The sequence below is a fragment of the Salegentibacter sp. T436 genome, assembly GCF_001932675.1.
Lineage (GTDB): Bacteria > Bacteroidota > Bacteroidia > Flavobacteriales > Flavobacteriaceae > Salegentibacter > Salegentibacter agarivorans.
Map to the genome: position 1 here is coordinate 3,282,593 of NZ_CP012872.1, position 15,128 is coordinate 3,297,720.

Consider the following 15,128-nt stretch of genomic DNA (forward strand, 5'->3'; position numbering starts at 1 on the left):
TGTTTCTTTGAGTCATAATAGAAAAACCATGCGAGAAGCTGCATTTGTGAAGCAAAATAAGGATAAATGGCTTAAATTTGAAAGCCAGCTTCAAAATAAAAATATACTGAGACCAGAGCAGCTCTCTAATATTTATATTGAAATTAGCGACCATCTAAGCTATTCCAGAACGTTTTATCCTAAAAGCAATACTACTAACTATTTAAATCAGTTAGCCGCTTCAGCGCATCAAAAAATCTATAAAAATAAAAAAGAATCACAAAACCGGTTTATCACCTTTTTTACAAAAGAATTCCCATTGTTTTTCTATAAGTTTCAAAAACAATTATTGCTAAGTTTTTTAATTTTCGCGCTTTTTTCTGCGGCGGGCGCATTTTCAGCAGCATCAGATCATACTTTTGTGAGAAGTATTTTAGGCGATGCCTATGTGAATATGACTTTACAGAATATTGCTGAAGGAGATCCTATGGCGGTTTATAAAAAAATGTCTGAAACCGATATGTTCCTGGGAATTACGATCAATAATATTCGGGTCTCGCTAATGGCTTTTAGTATGGGAATCCTCGCAGGAATTGGCACGGTGTTTATTTTAATGCAAAACGCAGTAATGCTCGGATCCTTTCAATATTTCTTTTACGACCAAGGCTTACTTTGGGAATCTGCCAGAACAATTTGGATTCACGGTACTATTGAAATTTCAGTAATTATTATTGCGGGTTGCGCAGGACTGGTAGTTGGAAAAAGTATACTTTTCCCCGGCACTTACACTCGTCTCACCTCTTTTGTAAAGGGCGTTAAAAACGGATTAAAAATCGTGATTAGTACCATTCCATTTTTTATCCTGGCGGGATTTCTGGAAGGCTTCGTAACCCGATTAACCCAAATGCCCGATTGGCTGGCGATTTTAATTATTGGTAGCTCCCTGGCACTAATTCTATTTTACTATATTTTTTACCCCATATTTCTACATAAAAAACAACAAATTCATGAAGCAGGATTACATTGATTTTAAGCAACAGCGAGAGCTGGGCGATATTATAAGCTATACGTTTAAGTTTATTCGTGAAAATTATAAAGCCTATTTTACAAGTGTTATAAAAATTTCCTGGCCGGCGTTTCTGCTTTTAATCGCTGCCGTATCTTACTATTCGTATACCACGGTTGGTAATTCTTTAATGTTCAATCAGGATGGCGGGTTTTTTATCGGTTTTGGCTTATTAATGGTTGGGCTACTATTATATTTCTCAGTAATGAACGTGGCGGCATTTCATTTTATAAAATCTTACGTTACTAATAATGGAGAAGCCAGTCACCAGGAGGTTAAACAAGGCGTGAAAAAAGATTTAGGAAAAATGTTTGGACTTGGCGCCGTTACCTGGATCTTGATTTTCGCCGGACTTATAATTTTTATTCTGCCCGGAATTTATTTAAGTGTTCCGCTTAGTATTGCGGCTGCGGTACTTGTTTTTAAAAGCGAAAGTATTGGCGGTAGCATTTCTGAAGGTTTTCACCTGATAAAAGATAATTGGTGGATGAGTTTTATAAGCCTTTTCTTAATCTGGCTTGTCGTGTATATCATCAGCCTTATTTTTCAACTACCGGTGCTCATTTATACTTTTGTAAAAATGTTCACAATTATGGAAGAAAATTCGGCTTCTTCAACAAATGTTGCCGAGTTATTTGATTGGGTTTATCTCACCTTAACCATAATTGCGTCTGCCATTCAATACCTGCTTTACGCCATTACACCAATTGGGGTTACTTTTGTTTATTATAACCTTAATGAAATAAAATACTTTACCGGCGCCTACGAAAGCATTGAAAATCTTGGTAAAAACAATTAATGATTAAAGTCTTTCTTCTTTTCAGTTTTATTTTCTTCGGAAACTTAATTCCGCAAGAGCAAGCGATGACTGATTCTACGGAAGTGGTTCAGAATTCCTCTGAAGAAAATCTGGAGAAAGCTAATTTTGATGCTGAAAAAATTGAAGCTTATAAATCTGATAAAGCATTTGATTATCTAGAAAAGATTGAAGAAGATTCCTGGTGGACCCGCTTAAAACGTTGGATTAACCTTAAATGGAATGCTTTTTTGCAATGGCTTTTTGGCGATTACCAAACCAACGCTTTTTGGAGTGCAGTTCTCTCAGCTTTACCCTATATATTCCTAATCTTAGTCCTTGGTTTAATTACCTGGCTTTTTATTAGATTAAATCCAGGGAATGCAGTGATGGCTGCACCTATTACCGGAAGAGTCAATCTTCAAAAAGAAGAAGAAATCGTAAAATCGGCAGATATCTCTTCATTAATTGAAAAAGCGATTCGAGAAGAAAATTATCGCCTTGCTGTTCGGTATTTATACTTAAAGAGCTTGCGTTTGCTTGATCAAAAAGAGCATATTTCGTATAGATTTCAAAAAACAAATGAAGATTATATTAACGAAATAAAGGAGACTGAAATAAAAAGCCAGTTCACCAAAATCACCCGACTTTACGATTTTATCTGGTATGGGGATTTTGACCTTTCTAAATCGCGTTTTCAGAAAGTAAACCGGGAATTCAGCCAAATGGAAAATAACCTAAAAAGCGGAAATAATGGGTAAGACTTCAAAACTCTTCTTTGCTGCATTCCTGCTTTTGGTAATTTTTCTCACTTACCTGGAAGCTACAGAACCTGAACCGGTAAACTGGACGCCCAGTTATATGAGTGACGATAAAATCCCACTGGGAAGTTTTGTTTTTTATGATAGCTGGAAAAATACTGAAAACTGGAAATTTGAAGAAATTGACGTTCCACCATTCGAAAAACTATCTGATAGCCTGGAAAACGGCACCTATTTTTTCCTCAATAATGCCGTGTATTTTGATCAGGATGAGTTAAATAAATTGCTTGATTGGGTTTCTAATGGAAATCATCTTTTTATATCGGCCAGGGGAATTAGTCCCGAGTTGTTAGATACACTTCATTTAGAAAATAAGGTTTTTATTCCTAAAAACGATCTAAGTTCAAAACCACAATTGAATTTTGAAAACTCAGCTTTAAAAAAAGAAAACGATTTTAAGTTTAAAAATGAATTTTCGTCACTTTACTTTCATCAAAAAGACAGTGCGCAAATCGAAGTTCTGGGAAAAATTAATATCCAGGGAGATGAAAAAAACAGTCAACCTAATTTTATAAGGTCCGATTTTGGAAAAGGGAAAATTTACCTGCATAATACCCCTGAAGCTTTTGGGAATTACTTTTTACTAAGCAATAAGAATTACGAATATGCCGAAAATATCCTGGCTTATATGGAAATGGGAAACCAGGTATTTTTGGATAATTATTATAAAGCCGGAAAAACATATTATTCTTCCCCGCTTTATATTTTACTAAGTGATACCCGCCTTAAATGGGCCTATTATTTTCTGCTGGCCGGCTGCGTTTTGTTCATTATTTTTGAAGGAAAACGAAAACAGCGGTCTATTCCGGTGGTAGATCCTTTAAAAAATCAGAGTTACGAATATGCCAAAACTGTTGGAAATCTTTATTTAGAAGAAAAAGAATATGAAGAATTGATCTCTAAGAAAGTCAATTTATTTCTTGAATATATTCGTTTACAATATAAAATTTCAACAAAAACCATAGACGAAGAATTCTATACCTTACTGGCGGCAAAATCTGGAAACAGCGTAGCTTCAGGAAAGAAACTTTTTGAGAAAATCGAAAAGCTCTCAAATAATAAAAGTGCCGGTAAAAGTGAATTTTATGAACTTTCTGAGGCAATAAATAATTTTAAATCACATTCCAATGGAAAACGAAATAAATAATGAAAACGAATCTTTAGATTTTGGCAGTCGCATCCCGCTGGACGATCTTAAACAAGCGGTTTCAAGTTTAAAAAACCAACTGGCCAAAGTAATTGTAGGTCAAAACGATTTTGTAGAACTCTTAATTGCAGGCCTGCTTTCTAACGGTCACGTTTTAATTGAAGGTGTGCCCGGTGTGGCCAAAACCTTAACCGCAAAATTATTTGCTAAAAGCCTGGAAACAAACTTTAGCCGAATTCAATTTACACCAGATTTGATGCCGAGTGATGTTTTAGGAACTTCGGTCTTAAACGCGCAAAAAGGTGAATTTGAATTTAAACCCGGACCCATTTTTTCGAATATCGTTCTAATAGATGAAATTAACCGCGCTCCTGCTAAAACCCAGGCAGCTTTGTTTGAGGTGATGGAAGAGCGCCAAATTACCATAGATGGGGTGCAGCATGATTTGGAAGCGCCATTTATGGTCCTGGCTACACAAAATCCTATAGAACAGGAAGGAACTTACGCCCTGCCCGAAGCCCAATTAGACCGTTTTTTATTTAAAATTGAAGTGGATTACCCCAGTCTTGAAGACGAAATAAATATTCTAAAAACCCACCACGACCGCAAGGGCTCGTTACCTATTTCACAGATTGAAGCTGTTTTGAATGCTAAGAATCTAAACGAGTTAAAAGGCCAGATTCAGGAGATTATTATGGAAGAAAAACTGATGCATTATATTGCCAGTATTGTAGGTAAAACCCGTAATCACTCTCACATTTATCTTGGGGCTTCTCCCCGGGCATCTATCGCGGTGATGAACGCTTCTAAAGCATTTGCAGCAATAAACGGAAGAGATTTTGTAATTCCAGAGGATATTAAAAAAGCACTAAATCCTGTTTTAGCGCATAGATTAATTATTAGTCCCGATCGTGAAATGGAAGGAATTACTGCCAAAGAAGTAATAGAAATGATCTCGCATTCTGTAGAAATTCCACGCTAGTGCTTAACTTCTTAAAATCTTTATATTTAAATCAGCGTTTTTTCTATGCGATCTTTGCTATCGCATTGCTCTTTCTATTTTCTTATTTCTTTGATTTTTTATACGGATTCACCTGGGTTTTAAGCCTTATCCTGCTATTGTTTTTTCTAGCCGAGTTGGTTAGCCTGTATAAATCTAACCGAATAAATGCCGAAAGAATTCTTCCGCAGAAATTCTCAAATTCAGATGAAAATGAAGTGGAAATAATCCTCGAAAATAACTATGGCTTTTCTATTTATACTGAAATTATTGATGAAATCCCTATACAGTTTCAAAAGCGGGATTTTTTAAAACAATTAAAGATTGGCGCCGGTAATTCTGAAAAATTCAGCTATTATTTACGGCCAGTTGCTCGTGGGGAATATTACTTTGGAAAACTAAACATTTACGTTTTTACCAAAATTGGTTTGGTGAAAAGACGCTCGGTTTTTGGAAACAAGCAAATGCTGAAGGTCTATCCATCTTTTATTCAGATGAAAAAACTGGATTTTTTAGCTATAGATAATCGTTTATCACAACCAGGATTAAAAAAAATTAGAAGGATTGGCCACACGATGGAATTTGAACAAATTAAGGAATATGTGCCCGGAGACGATGTGCGAACCATAAACTGGAAAGCTACCGCCAAACAGGGCGACCTTATGGTAAACCAGTTTCAGGATGAAAAAGCGCAACCAATCTATTCAATTATAGATACCGGCCGGGTAATGAAAATGCCTTTTAATGGTTTGAGTTTGCTGGATTATGCAATTAATAGTAGCCTGGCTTTTTCTAATATAGCGCTGAAGAAAAAGGATAAAGTTGGGCTAATTTCTTTTTCATCAAGAATTGGAAACATCTTAAAAGCCAATGCAAAACTAAGCCAGTTGCAACAAATAATGGAGCGTTTATATAATATCAATACTCAATTTCCCGATTCAGATTTTAATATGCTTTACAGTAATTTGCGACAAAGAGTTACACAACGCAGTTTGCTGATGTTATACACCAATTTTGAGCATATTTCGGCTTTAAAAAGACAGCTTCCCTATTTAAAGGCCATTAACAAGAAACACGTTTTAGTAGTTATATTTTTTGAAAATACCGAGTTGGATAAAGTGATAAGTAGCAGTCCTGAGAATACTACCGATATGGCTCACCAGGTAATTGCGGAAGGTTTTGCCCACGATAAAAAACTAATGGCCGCCGAATTAAGGCAACACGGGATTAATACTTTACTCACCAACCCCGAAGATTTAAGTATAAATGCCATCAATAAATACCTTGAAATTAAAGCGAGGGGAATACTTTAATCCCGCTATTACGAGCAATGCAGCGGCATTGTAATCTTTTACTGGAATTTAGCAGAGTTGACTCCAGTCTTACACCAATCCCAATTTTCTTTCAGTCTTTCCTCTTTACTCTTTTTGCTCTTTTCTTTTGAAGAATCTACAATTCAGCACTCAAAAATTACAACTCGGTATTATTTATTAAATCTAAAGGATAAATCAAGTTAGTTTTGAGCCTATAAACCAATAAAAATTAACTAATTATGAAAACAATTGCCATTTTATTTAGTCTTTTTCTTTGCAACCTTGCTTTAGCCCAAACAGAAAATTCGGGTAACATTCGTGTGAGTGTAGATAACATTGCATCGGAAGAAGGAAAAGTTTATTTCGCCCTTTTTAATGAAGATAATTTTCTTAAACAAGCACCAGTAAAGGGAGAAGTAAGTGAAATTAAGGACGGTGTTGCAATGGTCACTTTTAGTGAAATACCACCTGGAACCTATGCTGTAACTGCCTACCATGATAAAAATGGGAACCAGAGAATGGATTTTGAATCAAATGGTATGCCTACTGAAGATTATGGAGTCTCTAACAATCAAATGAATTTATATGGGCCACCAATCTGGGAAGATGCGAAATTCAATTTTGATGGCGAGAAGAAAGAAGTAAACCTCAGGTTTTAGTTTCAAAAGTTTAATATTCTTCTTTGCGTATAGATAAAATCATATTTATTTTAATTCGGAATAGAAAAAACCAATACATTTGCAGTAATAATAAAGCTTCAAGTTATGACGATTACACAACTGCATTATGTATTGGCGGTTGCCGAACATAAGAATTTCACCAAGGCGGCACAAAAAGTGTTTGTAACCCAGCCTACCTTAAGCATGCAAATTCAAAAGCTGGAAGAAGAACTGGATGTACAGATTTTTGATAGAACCAAAAAACCTATTCAGCTTACTGAAACCGGGGAAAAAATTGTGCAACAGGCGCGAAATATTGTGAATGAAAGTGACCGGATTAAAGATATAGTAGATCAGCAAAAAGGATTTGTAGGTGGTATTTTTAAACTAGGTGTAATTCCCACGGTTATGCCTACTCTACTGCCTATGTTCATCAATAATTTTATTAAGAAATATCCTAAAGTAAAGCTTAAGATTGAGGAACTAAATACCGATGCAATTATTGAACGTTTAAGAGAAGGACATTTAGATGCTGCAATTGCCGCAACCCCACTTGAACTGCAGGGAATCAAAGAAAATGTACTTTATTATGAACCATTTGTAGGTTATATACCAAACAGTCACAGGCTTCATAAAAAGGAAAAGATTGAAATCAACGACCTGGATATAGACGATATGTTGCTGCTTGAAGATGGGCATTGTTTTAAAGATGGTATTCTTAACCTATGTAAATCTTCCAGAAATTACGACGATGATCATTTTCAGTTGGAAAGCGGAAGTTTTGAAACTTTAATAAAACTGGCTAACGAAGGTTTAGGGATGACACTGCTCCCCTATTTGCATACCCTTGATATTAAAGATTCTGAAAAGAAAAATTTAAGGATGTTTGCAGAGCCGGTACCCGCACGAGAAGTAAGCCTTATCTACAACCGCAGTGAATTAAAAATGCAGATTATTGAAGCTATACAAAGTACCATTGCAGGTGTTGTAAAAGGTGCTATCGCTTTTCACAATGTGAAAATTATAAGTCCTGTGAATAAGAAAAAAGAATACCAGGGATAAAATAATTCCTACTGTTTTATTTTAAACAAAGGAAATTTTATTGAAAATAAAAAGCGGCCCAAAAGCCGCTTTTTTTATGTATTTAAATAGGTTAAACATTGATTAAGTTCAGGATTTTTGCGGGTTAGTGCTATAATCCAGATACGAAGTTCCTCTATTTCATGAGGTAAAAGTCGTTGAAGTGCTTTTTTCACTTCTCTACAAAACAAGATGGGATCAAAACTAACTTTATCCAGTACAGTTTTGGTGTATTCAAACATCGCTCTCGCCATAATTTGAAAGATTTAAATTAGAAGTTAGGTTTAAAAAAGTAGAAATCTTTTAATAGGCTAACGGATTTTTTAAAAGCACCTAAATATAATAAAAAATTTATAAAGATCTTTTAATTTACCGCTGTTTAACAATTCTTAAAATCGCCGATCGCCACCTATCACATCACCTATACCGCCAAGAATACTACCTTCTCCTTTATCTTTCCCACCTCCTTGTGGTGCAGCCTGCCAAATTCGGTTAGCCAGGCGGCTAAAGGGAAGCGATTGCACGTAAACTGTACCCGGGCCGGTAAGGGTTGCAAAGAAAAGTCCTTCCCCGCCAAAAAACGTATTTTTAATTCCGCCTACAAATTCAATATCATAATTTATATCCTGGGTGAAGCCAATAATACAGCCTGTATCTATCTTTAATTTTTCACCGGGAGATAATTCTTTTCTTGCCATCGTGCCACCGGCGTGAACAAAGGCCATCCCGTCGCCTTCCAGTTTTTGCATAATAAAACCTTCACCTCCAAAAAAACCGCGCCCCAGTTTTTTACTGAATTCAATTCCTACCGAAACTCCTTTGGCAGCGCATAAAAATGCATCTTTCTGGCAAATAAATTTATTTCCATATCGGGTAAGATCTATAGGAATAATTTTTCCGGGATAAGGCGAAGCAAAACTAATACGCTTTTTGCCCTGAATTTCATTACTAAAAATCGTCATGAATAAACTTTCTCCGGTAAGCAAACGTTTGCCCGCACCTAAAACTTTACCCAGGAAACCTTCGTTTTCTTTAGAGCCATCGCCAAAAATAGTATCCATTCTAATCCCATCGTCCATCATCATAAAATTACCGGCTTCGGCAATAACAGCTTCACGAGGATCCAGCTCTAATTCTACATATTGCATTTCTTCCCCAAAAATTTGGTAATCTATTTCGTGTGCATTCATTTTACTTTGCTTTTATAGTCCATTCAAACTCAAATACGGCCACCTGTTCACCAGTATCGTTTATTCCCGTAGATTTCATCCATAAGGTTTGCCCTTCGCCCGTGGCAAGTGTTTTCTCTATAGCTTCGTCTATTAAATGACCATCATAACAGTAGAAATTAATCTTGCCCGTCGCTTTTTTGGTAAACGTGGCCCTATTTTGCGCAACCAGCATAGAAATTTTTCTATTAGACTGTTTAATTTTTCCCATTACCAACGCACCGGTGCTTAATTCTGCTGCCATTGCCTGCACAGCGAAGTACATACTATTAAATGGGTTTTGATTTATCCATTTATACTTCACACCTACTTTACAGGTATCTTCTTCAATCTCACTTACCCGAACCCCACAAAGCCAGGCGCTTGGCAGTTTCAGCATTAGAAATTTATTGAGTTTATTCTTATTTAATGTCATTAGAAATAGTTTGTTTTTAATAAATGTATTCAAATTAATCAATATGACTTCAGAAATAATTTCATAAAAATATGTTAATTTTTAGTACTATGTTTTGCAAAATACCTTCTTTTGACCATATATTTGTAATGTAAATTAATAGGTTATGAACTCAAAGATAGCAAAAGAAGAAAAAACACTGGCCACAATCCTGCATTTATCGGTCTTTAGTAAATTTATTATTCCGTTAGGGAATTTTATATTTCCACTAATATTATGGCTCACTAAAAAAGAAAAGCCCTTTATAGACGATCACGGCAGGAAGGCAATCAATTTTCAAATTAGTCTCTTTCTCTACACCATTTTAATATTGGCCGTAGGAATTTCAATTATTCTTTTTCAGGCTATTCGGCTGGGTGGTGATGTACCCTTTGCAATTGGTCCCGAGCATTTTTATATAGACGAAATGGGCCAGGCAATTTCTATAGTCAGCACGATTAGTGTATTTGCCATTTTGCTTTCGCTCTTGTTTTTCATCGAAATCTTTGCAGTGATAAGCGCAAGTATTAAAGCCAGTAATGGAGAACATTACTCTTTTCCGTTAAGCATCAATTTTATAGGAAAAGAATCTAATAATCATCATAATAACCATCAACAATCAAAAAATGAACAGTTTAACAACCCTCAAAACGAAACGCTATGAAGATAGAAAACACCAAGGCTCAAATGCGTAAAGGTGTACTGGAGTACTGTATTCTTTCAGTCTTAAAAGATGAAGATGCGTATGTAGCCGAAATCCTGGACACCCTTAAAGACGCGAAATTACTGGTGGTTGAAGGCACAATTTATCCGCTCTTAACCCGGTTAAAGAATGCAGGATTGCTCAGTTATCGCTGGGAAGAATCCAGCAGCGGACCACCGCGAAAATATTACGGACTTACCGATACCGGGAAACTCTTCCTAAAGGAGCTTACCGGCACCTGGGACGAACTCCAAACCGCTGTAAACGTTGTAACCAATCAAAAAAATAAGAATCATGAATAAAACAGTAAATATAAATCTTGCCGGTATATTCTTTCATATAGACGAGGACGCCTATGCCAAGCTGCAACATTATTTAGACGCTATTAAACGCTCTTTTACCAACACCCAGGGAAAAGATGAGATTATAGCAGATATTGAAGCACGTATTGCTGAATTGTTCAATGAGAAGAAAAAAGACGACCGCCAGGTTATTGGAATTAAAGAAGTAGAAGAAGTAATCGCCATTATGGGGCAACCCGAAGATTATATGGTAGATGAAGAGATCTTTGAAGATGAACCGGTTTATACAAAAACCACTAAATCTCCGGGAAAACAACTGTTTAGAGATACCGAACATTCTTATGTAGGCGGTGTTTCTTCTGGACTGGGGCATTATTTAGGAATAGATTTTATTTGGGTACGCTTACTTTGGATCTTGCTAACTATTTTTTCCAGTGGTGCGTTTATCCTAATTTATATTGCACTTTGGATCTTTGTTCCCGAAGCTAAATCTACAGCCGATAAACTTGCAATGCGTGGAGAGGAGGTCACTATTAGCAATATAGAAAAAAAGATTCGTGAGGGTTTTGATAATGTTACCGGAAAGGTAAAAGATGTAGATTATCAAAAATATGGCAACCAGGCTAAAAGCGGAGCTAACTCTGCTGCCTCTGCTATAGGTGATGTAATCGCTTTTATTTTAAAGGTATTTGTAAAACTAATTGGAATCATCCTAATATTAATAGCCGGTGCGGCATTAATCAGTCTTTTTATTGGCTTGTTTACCGTTGGTACCTTTGGTCTTATAGACGCACCCTGGAGTAGTTATGTAGAAATGGCAGTTAGTGGAGCGCCGCTTTGGTTACTGTGGCTAATTAGCTTTTTGCTGGCAGGAATTCCATTTTTCTTCCTGTTCATTTTAGGCTTAAAGATTCTTGTAGGCAGATTAAGGTCTATTGGTACCCCTGCTAAATTAGTCTTATTGGGATTATGGATACTGGCTTTTATAGGAGCATCGGTAATAGCGGTACAGCAAGCCACCCATCGTGCTTTTGATGGAGAACAGGTAATTACAGAAACACTGCAAATATCGGCTAACGATACACTTTACCTGGGAATGCAGGCCAATTCAAATTACTCATCCAGTATTTACAGAAGTTCAGATTTCAAAATTAAATATGATGAGAATGATGAAAAGGTAATGTACAGCTCAGATATTCGCCTAATTGTAAAACCAACTAAAGACTCCCTTGCCAAACTGGAAGTAGTAAAGTCGGCAGAAGGTAAAGATTACAAAGAAGCCAGAGAACGCGCTCAAAATATAATGTATAACACCAATTTTAATGACAACCAATTATTGCTGAACAGCTTTTTTACTTCGCCTGCAAAATATAAGTATCGGGATCAGGAAGTGCAAGTTACCTTATATTTACCCGAAGGCGCTAGCCTGGTGGCAGACGATAATACAAATTCATTTCATAGAAATACAGACTACTGGGGAGATATTTTAATAAACGGCGACGAAGAAAAAGTTTTAAAAATCACAGAAGATGCCGCTATTTGTGAAGATTGCCCGGTAGAGGAATGGGAAACCGAAAGTGAAGATGAATGGGATGAAGACGGCGACTTTAACGCCAGGATAAATTCTGGAGATGAAGAGGTAAACATTCAAATAAATAGTAGAGGGGTAACGGTAGATAAAAAACCGGTTAAAAAAGAAGAAGAAAATCCTGAAAATGAAGAATTATGATACAATTAGTTCTGCAATTACTAATGCTACTCTTCAACCTGGGAGAACCGGCACAAGAAAATGATCTACTGGTTAAAGATTACATAAAAAGTAATGAAATCTTATCCGAACACTGCATCATAGCTTTCAATGAATGCTAAGCAAGTCTTAAAAGCCTCCCATCCGGAGGCTTTTTTAGTATATTTGTGTTAAACCCTTATTTTTTATGAAAAAGATACTACTCTTACTAAGCATTTTTATGGCATTTAGCTGTGGTGCAAAAAAAGTAAAAGGAAGCAGAAACGTAACCACCGAAAAAACACGCTTAGCAGATTTCCATAGTGTAGAAATAGGCGGTGATTTTGAAGTTACCCTCAAGCAAGGATCTACCGCGATGATGGAAGTTGAAGCCGATGATAACTTACACCGAATAATAAGAGGCGAAGTTGTAGACCAGGTTTTATACTTAAAGCCTACAAAAAAGATAGGCCGAAGCAAATCGCAGGAAATAACACTGACTTACCCTCAAAATCTTGAAAAAATTACAGTTTCGGGCAACACAGAATTGGAAGCAGATGAAGATTTATATTCTGAAGGATTAAAAATAACCACGGCAGATGATGCTAAAGTATACCTAACCGTAACCGCAACCAAATTTGATCTTTTTAATGAAGGAAAAGCTGATGTAGAATTAAATTTAACTGCAGAAGATGCTTATTTTCAGCTTAACGAGTCTAGCGATATTAAAGCTTTGGTAAATGCACCCAGATTTAAAGTGGATATCTATGAAAAAGCCAGCGCTCGTATTGAAGGTGAAGTAGACGATCTACAACTACGCTCTGAACATTCTACTAAGTTTGACGGCAGAAGATTAAGTGCAAGAAACGCAATAGTTATTGCTGAAGGTAAATCTAAAAATGAACTTGAAGTTCTTGAAAACCTTACACTTACTGCTAAAAACCGAAGCGAAATGGAACTTTATGGAAATCCAAAAGTAGATTTGATAGAGTTTTCAGAAAAAGCAGTACTGGCTAAAAAAGATTAAGTTTTTTAGCCTACATTTAATCTTACTAACTTAAAACTATAATTATGAAAATCGCATTAAAATCAATCTTATTAATATTAGCACTAAGCCTAAGTGTAGTGTCGTGCAGGGAAGAAGAGGAAAAGTCGGAAATTGAACAATTGGCCGAAGAAGAAGGTGCCAAAGTAAAAATCAAGGACGATAAGGTTAAAGTGAAGACCGATGATAAAAAAATCAAGATCAAAGAAGATGACGGCGAAATTAAGAAGAAAGTAAAAGTTGATAACGACGATAATTAGTGAACGCTAAAATTGTTTTAAAAGTCCCGTTTTTCGGGACTTTTTTATTGGTATTTAGTATCTTAAAATAAAATTATAACTATGCATAAAAAAGAGATATATACCGCCGGAAAAGAACTGCGGGAAGCCGAAAAAGTTTTGGTTTTAATACACGGCCGCGGTGGCAGCGCGAAAGAATTCCTTTCTTTGGCAAATAGTTTAACCACCCCAGATTTTGCGATTTTGGCCCCACAGGCCACAGATTTTACCTGGTATCCAAATTCGTTTTTGGCACCGGTTTCTCAAAATGAACCTGAATATTCCTCGGCTTTAGAGGTTTTAAATGAATTGCTGGAAGAAATTAAAGAAACGGGTATTGCCGCAGAAAATATTTATTTCGCCGGATTTTCACAAGGCGCCTGCCTAACACTTGAATTCTTAACTCGAAATGCTCAGAGATTTGGGGGTGTGGCCGCTTTTACCGGCGGACTTATTGGAGATAAGATTTATACCGAAAATTACTCGGGAGATTTCAATGGGACGCCAATTTTTATAGGAACTGGTGATCCCGATCCCCACGTACCGGTAGAACGCGTAGAAAGTTCGGCTGAAATCCTTCGGGAAATGAATGCAAATGTTGAAGTGAAAATCTATAAAAACAGGTCGCATACCATTTCAGAAGACGAACTGAAACTGGCCAATACATTTGTTTTTAATTAAATTAAGTTACTTTTTATGAGAAGCATTAAAAAAATACATACAGCGGTAAGCTCCCCCATTGCCGATCTTATTACGTATCGCGCCTTGCCCACAAATTCTATAGACCATATAGACCCGTTCCTGTTTTTAAACCACCACGGTTACCAGGAATATCCTGAAAATAATAATGGATTGCCGTTCGGACCGCACCCACATCGCGGGTTTGAAACAGTAACTTTTATCCTGAAAGGCGATTTAACCCACAAAGACAGTGGCGGATTTGAAAGTGTGATCAAAGCAGGCGGCGTACAATGGATGACCGCCGGTAAAGGCCTAATTCACGCCGAAGTTTCTTCAGAAGAATTCAAGAAAAAAGGTGGTGAATTGGAAATCCTTCAGCTTTGGGTAAACCTGCCCGCAAAACATAAAATGACCGAACCTAATTATGTAGGACTTCAAAAAGAAGATATTCCACAGTTATCATTAGACGATGGAAAAGTAAATTTAGCCGCAGTTTCCGGAAATTGGGAAAATAAAAATGGTGCTTTTGAACCTTTAAACGACATTCAGATGGCTACCGTAAATTTTGCTGAAGGCGGTAAATTTTCCTTAGAAATTCCTTCAGAACGGAATATTTTCTTCTATGTGGTAAAAGGTAAAATAAGCATAAACGGCGAAGAAGCCAAAATGCATAATCTAGTTGAATTTACAAATGAAGGCGAAAAACTGGAAATTGAAGCTTTGGAAGAAAGCATTTTACTTTTGGGCCACGCCACGCCTTTTAAAGAACCTATTGTAGCCCAGGGACCTTTTGTAATGAACTCTCAACAGGAAATCCAACAGGCTTTTCAGGATTATCAAAATGGCGTATTTGGAAACTGGAATGGTTAA

19 protein-coding genes are annotated in these 15,128 nt (G+C 36.4%); 16 read left to right on the forward strand and 3 right to left on the reverse strand.

Going from position 1 to position 15,128, the window contains the following annotated elements:
- Positions 1-28: 28 nt before the first annotated feature.
- The 8 genes from AO058_RS14540 to AO058_RS14575 all read left to right on the forward strand — a co-directional run bounded on the left by AO058_RS14540 (position 29) and on the right by AO058_RS14575 (position 7,843).
- Entirely contained in the window at positions 29-1,006 is a 978-nt protein-coding gene (locus tag AO058_RS14540; RefSeq protein ID WP_075327198.1) for a stage II sporulation protein M, read from the forward strand.
- Complete coding sequence (locus tag AO058_RS14545) at positions 987-1,844, forward strand: hypothetical protein (protein ID WP_075327199.1); 858 nt, start codon at positions 987-989, stop codon at positions 1,842-1,844. The genes AO058_RS14540 and AO058_RS14545 overlap by 20 nt, the downstream gene beginning before the upstream one ends.
- Positions 1,844-2,602, forward strand: coding sequence for a hypothetical protein (locus AO058_RS14550; RefSeq protein WP_075327200.1), 759 nt, complete (start codon positions 1,844-1,846; stop codon positions 2,600-2,602). The genes AO058_RS14545 and AO058_RS14550 overlap by 1 nt, the downstream gene beginning before the upstream one ends.
- A complete protein-coding gene (locus AO058_RS14555; protein WP_075327201.1) occupies positions 2,595-3,809 on the forward strand; it encodes a DUF4350 domain-containing protein in 1,215 nt (404 codons plus the stop codon). Before AO058_RS14550 ends, AO058_RS14555 begins: the two co-directional genes overlap by 8 nt.
- Positions 3,790-4,791 (forward strand): AAA family ATPase, encoded by a 1,002-nt coding sequence (locus AO058_RS14560; RefSeq protein ID WP_075327202.1) that lies wholly within the window; start codon positions 3,790-3,792, stop codon positions 4,789-4,791. Before AO058_RS14555 ends, AO058_RS14560 begins: the two co-directional genes overlap by 20 nt.
- Positions 4,791-6,122 (forward strand): DUF58 domain-containing protein, encoded by a 1,332-nt coding sequence (locus tag AO058_RS14565; RefSeq protein ID WP_075327203.1) that lies wholly within the window; start codon positions 4,791-4,793, stop codon positions 6,120-6,122. The genes AO058_RS14560 and AO058_RS14565 overlap by 1 nt, the downstream gene beginning before the upstream one ends.
- A 239-nt stretch (positions 6,123-6,361) precedes the next feature.
- Positions 6,362-6,781 (forward strand): DUF2141 domain-containing protein, encoded by a 420-nt coding sequence (locus AO058_RS14570; RefSeq protein ID WP_075327204.1) that lies wholly within the window; start codon positions 6,362-6,364, stop codon positions 6,779-6,781.
- A 105-nt stretch (positions 6,782-6,886) separates the two neighbouring features.
- Positions 6,887-7,843: a LysR family transcriptional regulator gene (locus AO058_RS14575; protein ID WP_075327205.1), complete on the forward strand. Its 957-nt coding sequence runs from the start codon at positions 6,887-6,889 to the stop codon at positions 7,841-7,843.
- 74 nt (positions 7,844-7,917) lie between these two features.
- Here AO058_RS14575 and AO058_RS14580 read toward each other — a convergent pair whose 3' ends face one another.
- The 3 genes from AO058_RS14580 to AO058_RS14590 form a co-directional block, all read right to left on the reverse strand.
- Positions 7,918-8,115: a hypothetical protein gene (locus AO058_RS14580; RefSeq protein ID WP_075327206.1), complete on the reverse strand. Its 198-nt coding sequence runs from the start codon at positions 8,113-8,115 to the stop codon at positions 7,918-7,920.
- Between the two features lie 135 nt (positions 8,116-8,250).
- Entirely contained in the window at positions 8,251-9,051 is an 801-nt protein-coding gene (locus AO058_RS14585; RefSeq protein ID WP_075327207.1) for a TIGR00266 family protein, read from the reverse strand.
- A 1-nt stretch (position 9,052) separates the two neighbouring features.
- Positions 9,053-9,505, reverse strand: coding sequence for a DUF4442 domain-containing protein (locus AO058_RS14590; RefSeq protein WP_075327208.1), 453 nt, complete (start codon positions 9,503-9,505; stop codon positions 9,053-9,055).
- A 145-nt stretch (positions 9,506-9,650) separates the two neighbouring features.
- Here AO058_RS14590 and AO058_RS14595 point away from each other — a divergent pair, with 145 nt between their 5' ends.
- From AO058_RS14595 to AO058_RS14625, 8 genes are all read left to right on the forward strand, one after another.
- The gene (locus tag AO058_RS14595) at positions 9,651-10,187 is read left to right on the forward strand and encodes a DUF4870 domain-containing protein (protein WP_075327209.1); all 537 of its coding nucleotides are present in this window, start codon (positions 9,651-9,653) and stop codon (positions 10,185-10,187) included.
- A complete protein-coding gene (locus AO058_RS14600) occupies positions 10,184-10,528 on the forward strand; it encodes a PadR family transcriptional regulator (protein ID WP_075327210.1) in 345 nt (114 codons plus the stop codon). Before AO058_RS14595 ends, AO058_RS14600 begins: the two co-directional genes overlap by 4 nt.
- Entirely contained in the window at positions 10,521-12,257 is a 1,737-nt protein-coding gene (locus tag AO058_RS14605) for a PspC domain-containing protein (RefSeq protein ID WP_075327211.1), read from the forward strand. The genes AO058_RS14600 and AO058_RS14605 overlap by 8 nt, the downstream gene beginning before the upstream one ends.
- Positions 12,254-12,397, forward strand: a complete 144-nt coding sequence (locus AO058_RS18420) for a hypothetical protein (protein WP_156858148.1) — start codon at positions 12,254-12,256, stop codon at positions 12,395-12,397. The genes AO058_RS14605 and AO058_RS18420 overlap by 4 nt, the downstream gene beginning before the upstream one ends.
- Before the next feature lie 65 nt (positions 12,398-12,462).
- A complete protein-coding gene (locus tag AO058_RS14610) occupies positions 12,463-13,281 on the forward strand; it encodes a GIN domain-containing protein (RefSeq protein WP_083634192.1) in 819 nt (272 codons plus the stop codon).
- A 44-nt stretch (positions 13,282-13,325) separates the two neighbouring features.
- Complete coding sequence (locus tag AO058_RS14615) at positions 13,326-13,559, forward strand: hypothetical protein (protein WP_075327213.1); 234 nt, start codon at positions 13,326-13,328, stop codon at positions 13,557-13,559.
- A gap of 81 nt (positions 13,560-13,640) precedes the next feature.
- Positions 13,641-14,258, forward strand: a complete 618-nt coding sequence (locus AO058_RS14620) for an alpha/beta hydrolase (protein ID WP_075327214.1) — start codon at positions 13,641-13,643, stop codon at positions 14,256-14,258.
- A 15-nt stretch (positions 14,259-14,273) separates the two neighbouring features.
- Complete coding sequence (locus tag AO058_RS14625; protein WP_075327215.1) at positions 14,274-15,128, forward strand: pirin family protein; 855 nt, start codon at positions 14,274-14,276, stop codon at positions 15,126-15,128.

What these genes read in the sequence shown, in the direction of transcription:
- AO058_RS14590 (WP_075327208.1), bottom strand. Translation starts at nt 9,505, where the DNA reads ATGACATTAAATAAGAATAAACTCAATAAATTTCTAATGCTGAAACTG.
- AO058_RS14625 (WP_075327215.1), top strand. Translation starts at nt 14,274, where the DNA reads ATGAGAAGCATTAAAAAAATACATACAGCGGTAAGCTCCCCCATTGCC.
- AO058_RS18420 (WP_156858148.1), top strand. Translation starts at nt 12,254, where the DNA reads ATGATACAATTAGTTCTGCAATTACTAATGCTACTCTTCAACCTGGGA.
- AO058_RS14575 (WP_075327205.1), top strand. Translation starts at nt 6,887, where the DNA reads ATGACGATTACACAACTGCATTATGTATTGGCGGTTGCCGAACATAAG.
- AO058_RS14620 (WP_075327214.1), top strand. Translation starts at nt 13,641, where the DNA reads ATGCATAAAAAAGAGATATATACCGCCGGAAAAGAACTGCGGGAAGCC.
- AO058_RS14615 (WP_075327213.1), top strand. Translation starts at nt 13,326, where the DNA reads ATGAAAATCGCATTAAAATCAATCTTATTAATATTAGCACTAAGCCTA.
- AO058_RS14605 (WP_075327211.1), top strand. Translation starts at nt 10,521, where the DNA reads ATGAATAAAACAGTAAATATAAATCTTGCCGGTATATTCTTTCATATA.
- AO058_RS14585 (WP_075327207.1), bottom strand. Translation starts at nt 9,051, where the DNA reads ATGAATGCACACGAAATAGATTACCAAATTTTTGGGGAAGAAATGCAA.
- AO058_RS14560 (WP_075327202.1), top strand. Translation starts at nt 3,790, where the DNA reads ATGGAAAACGAAATAAATAATGAAAACGAATCTTTAGATTTTGGCAGT.
- AO058_RS14555 (WP_075327201.1), top strand. Translation starts at nt 2,595, where the DNA reads ATGGGTAAGACTTCAAAACTCTTCTTTGCTGCATTCCTGCTTTTGGTA.
- AO058_RS14580 (WP_075327206.1), bottom strand. Translation starts at nt 8,115, where the DNA reads ATGGCGAGAGCGATGTTTGAATACACCAAAACTGTACTGGATAAAGTT.
- AO058_RS14540 (WP_075327198.1), top strand. Translation starts at nt 29, where the DNA reads ATGCGAGAAGCTGCATTTGTGAAGCAAAATAAGGATAAATGGCTTAAA.
- AO058_RS14595 (WP_075327209.1), top strand. Translation starts at nt 9,651, where the DNA reads ATGAACTCAAAGATAGCAAAAGAAGAAAAAACACTGGCCACAATCCTG.
- AO058_RS14545 (WP_075327199.1), top strand. Translation starts at nt 987, where the DNA reads ATGAAGCAGGATTACATTGATTTTAAGCAACAGCGAGAGCTGGGCGAT.
- AO058_RS14570 (WP_075327204.1), top strand. Translation starts at nt 6,362, where the DNA reads ATGAAAACAATTGCCATTTTATTTAGTCTTTTTCTTTGCAACCTTGCT.
- AO058_RS14600 (WP_075327210.1), top strand. Translation starts at nt 10,184, where the DNA reads ATGAAGATAGAAAACACCAAGGCTCAAATGCGTAAAGGTGTACTGGAG.
- AO058_RS14610 (WP_083634192.1), top strand. Translation starts at nt 12,463, where the DNA reads ATGAAAAAGATACTACTCTTACTAAGCATTTTTATGGCATTTAGCTGT.
- AO058_RS14550 (WP_075327200.1), top strand. Translation starts at nt 1,844, where the DNA reads ATGATTAAAGTCTTTCTTCTTTTCAGTTTTATTTTCTTCGGAAACTTA.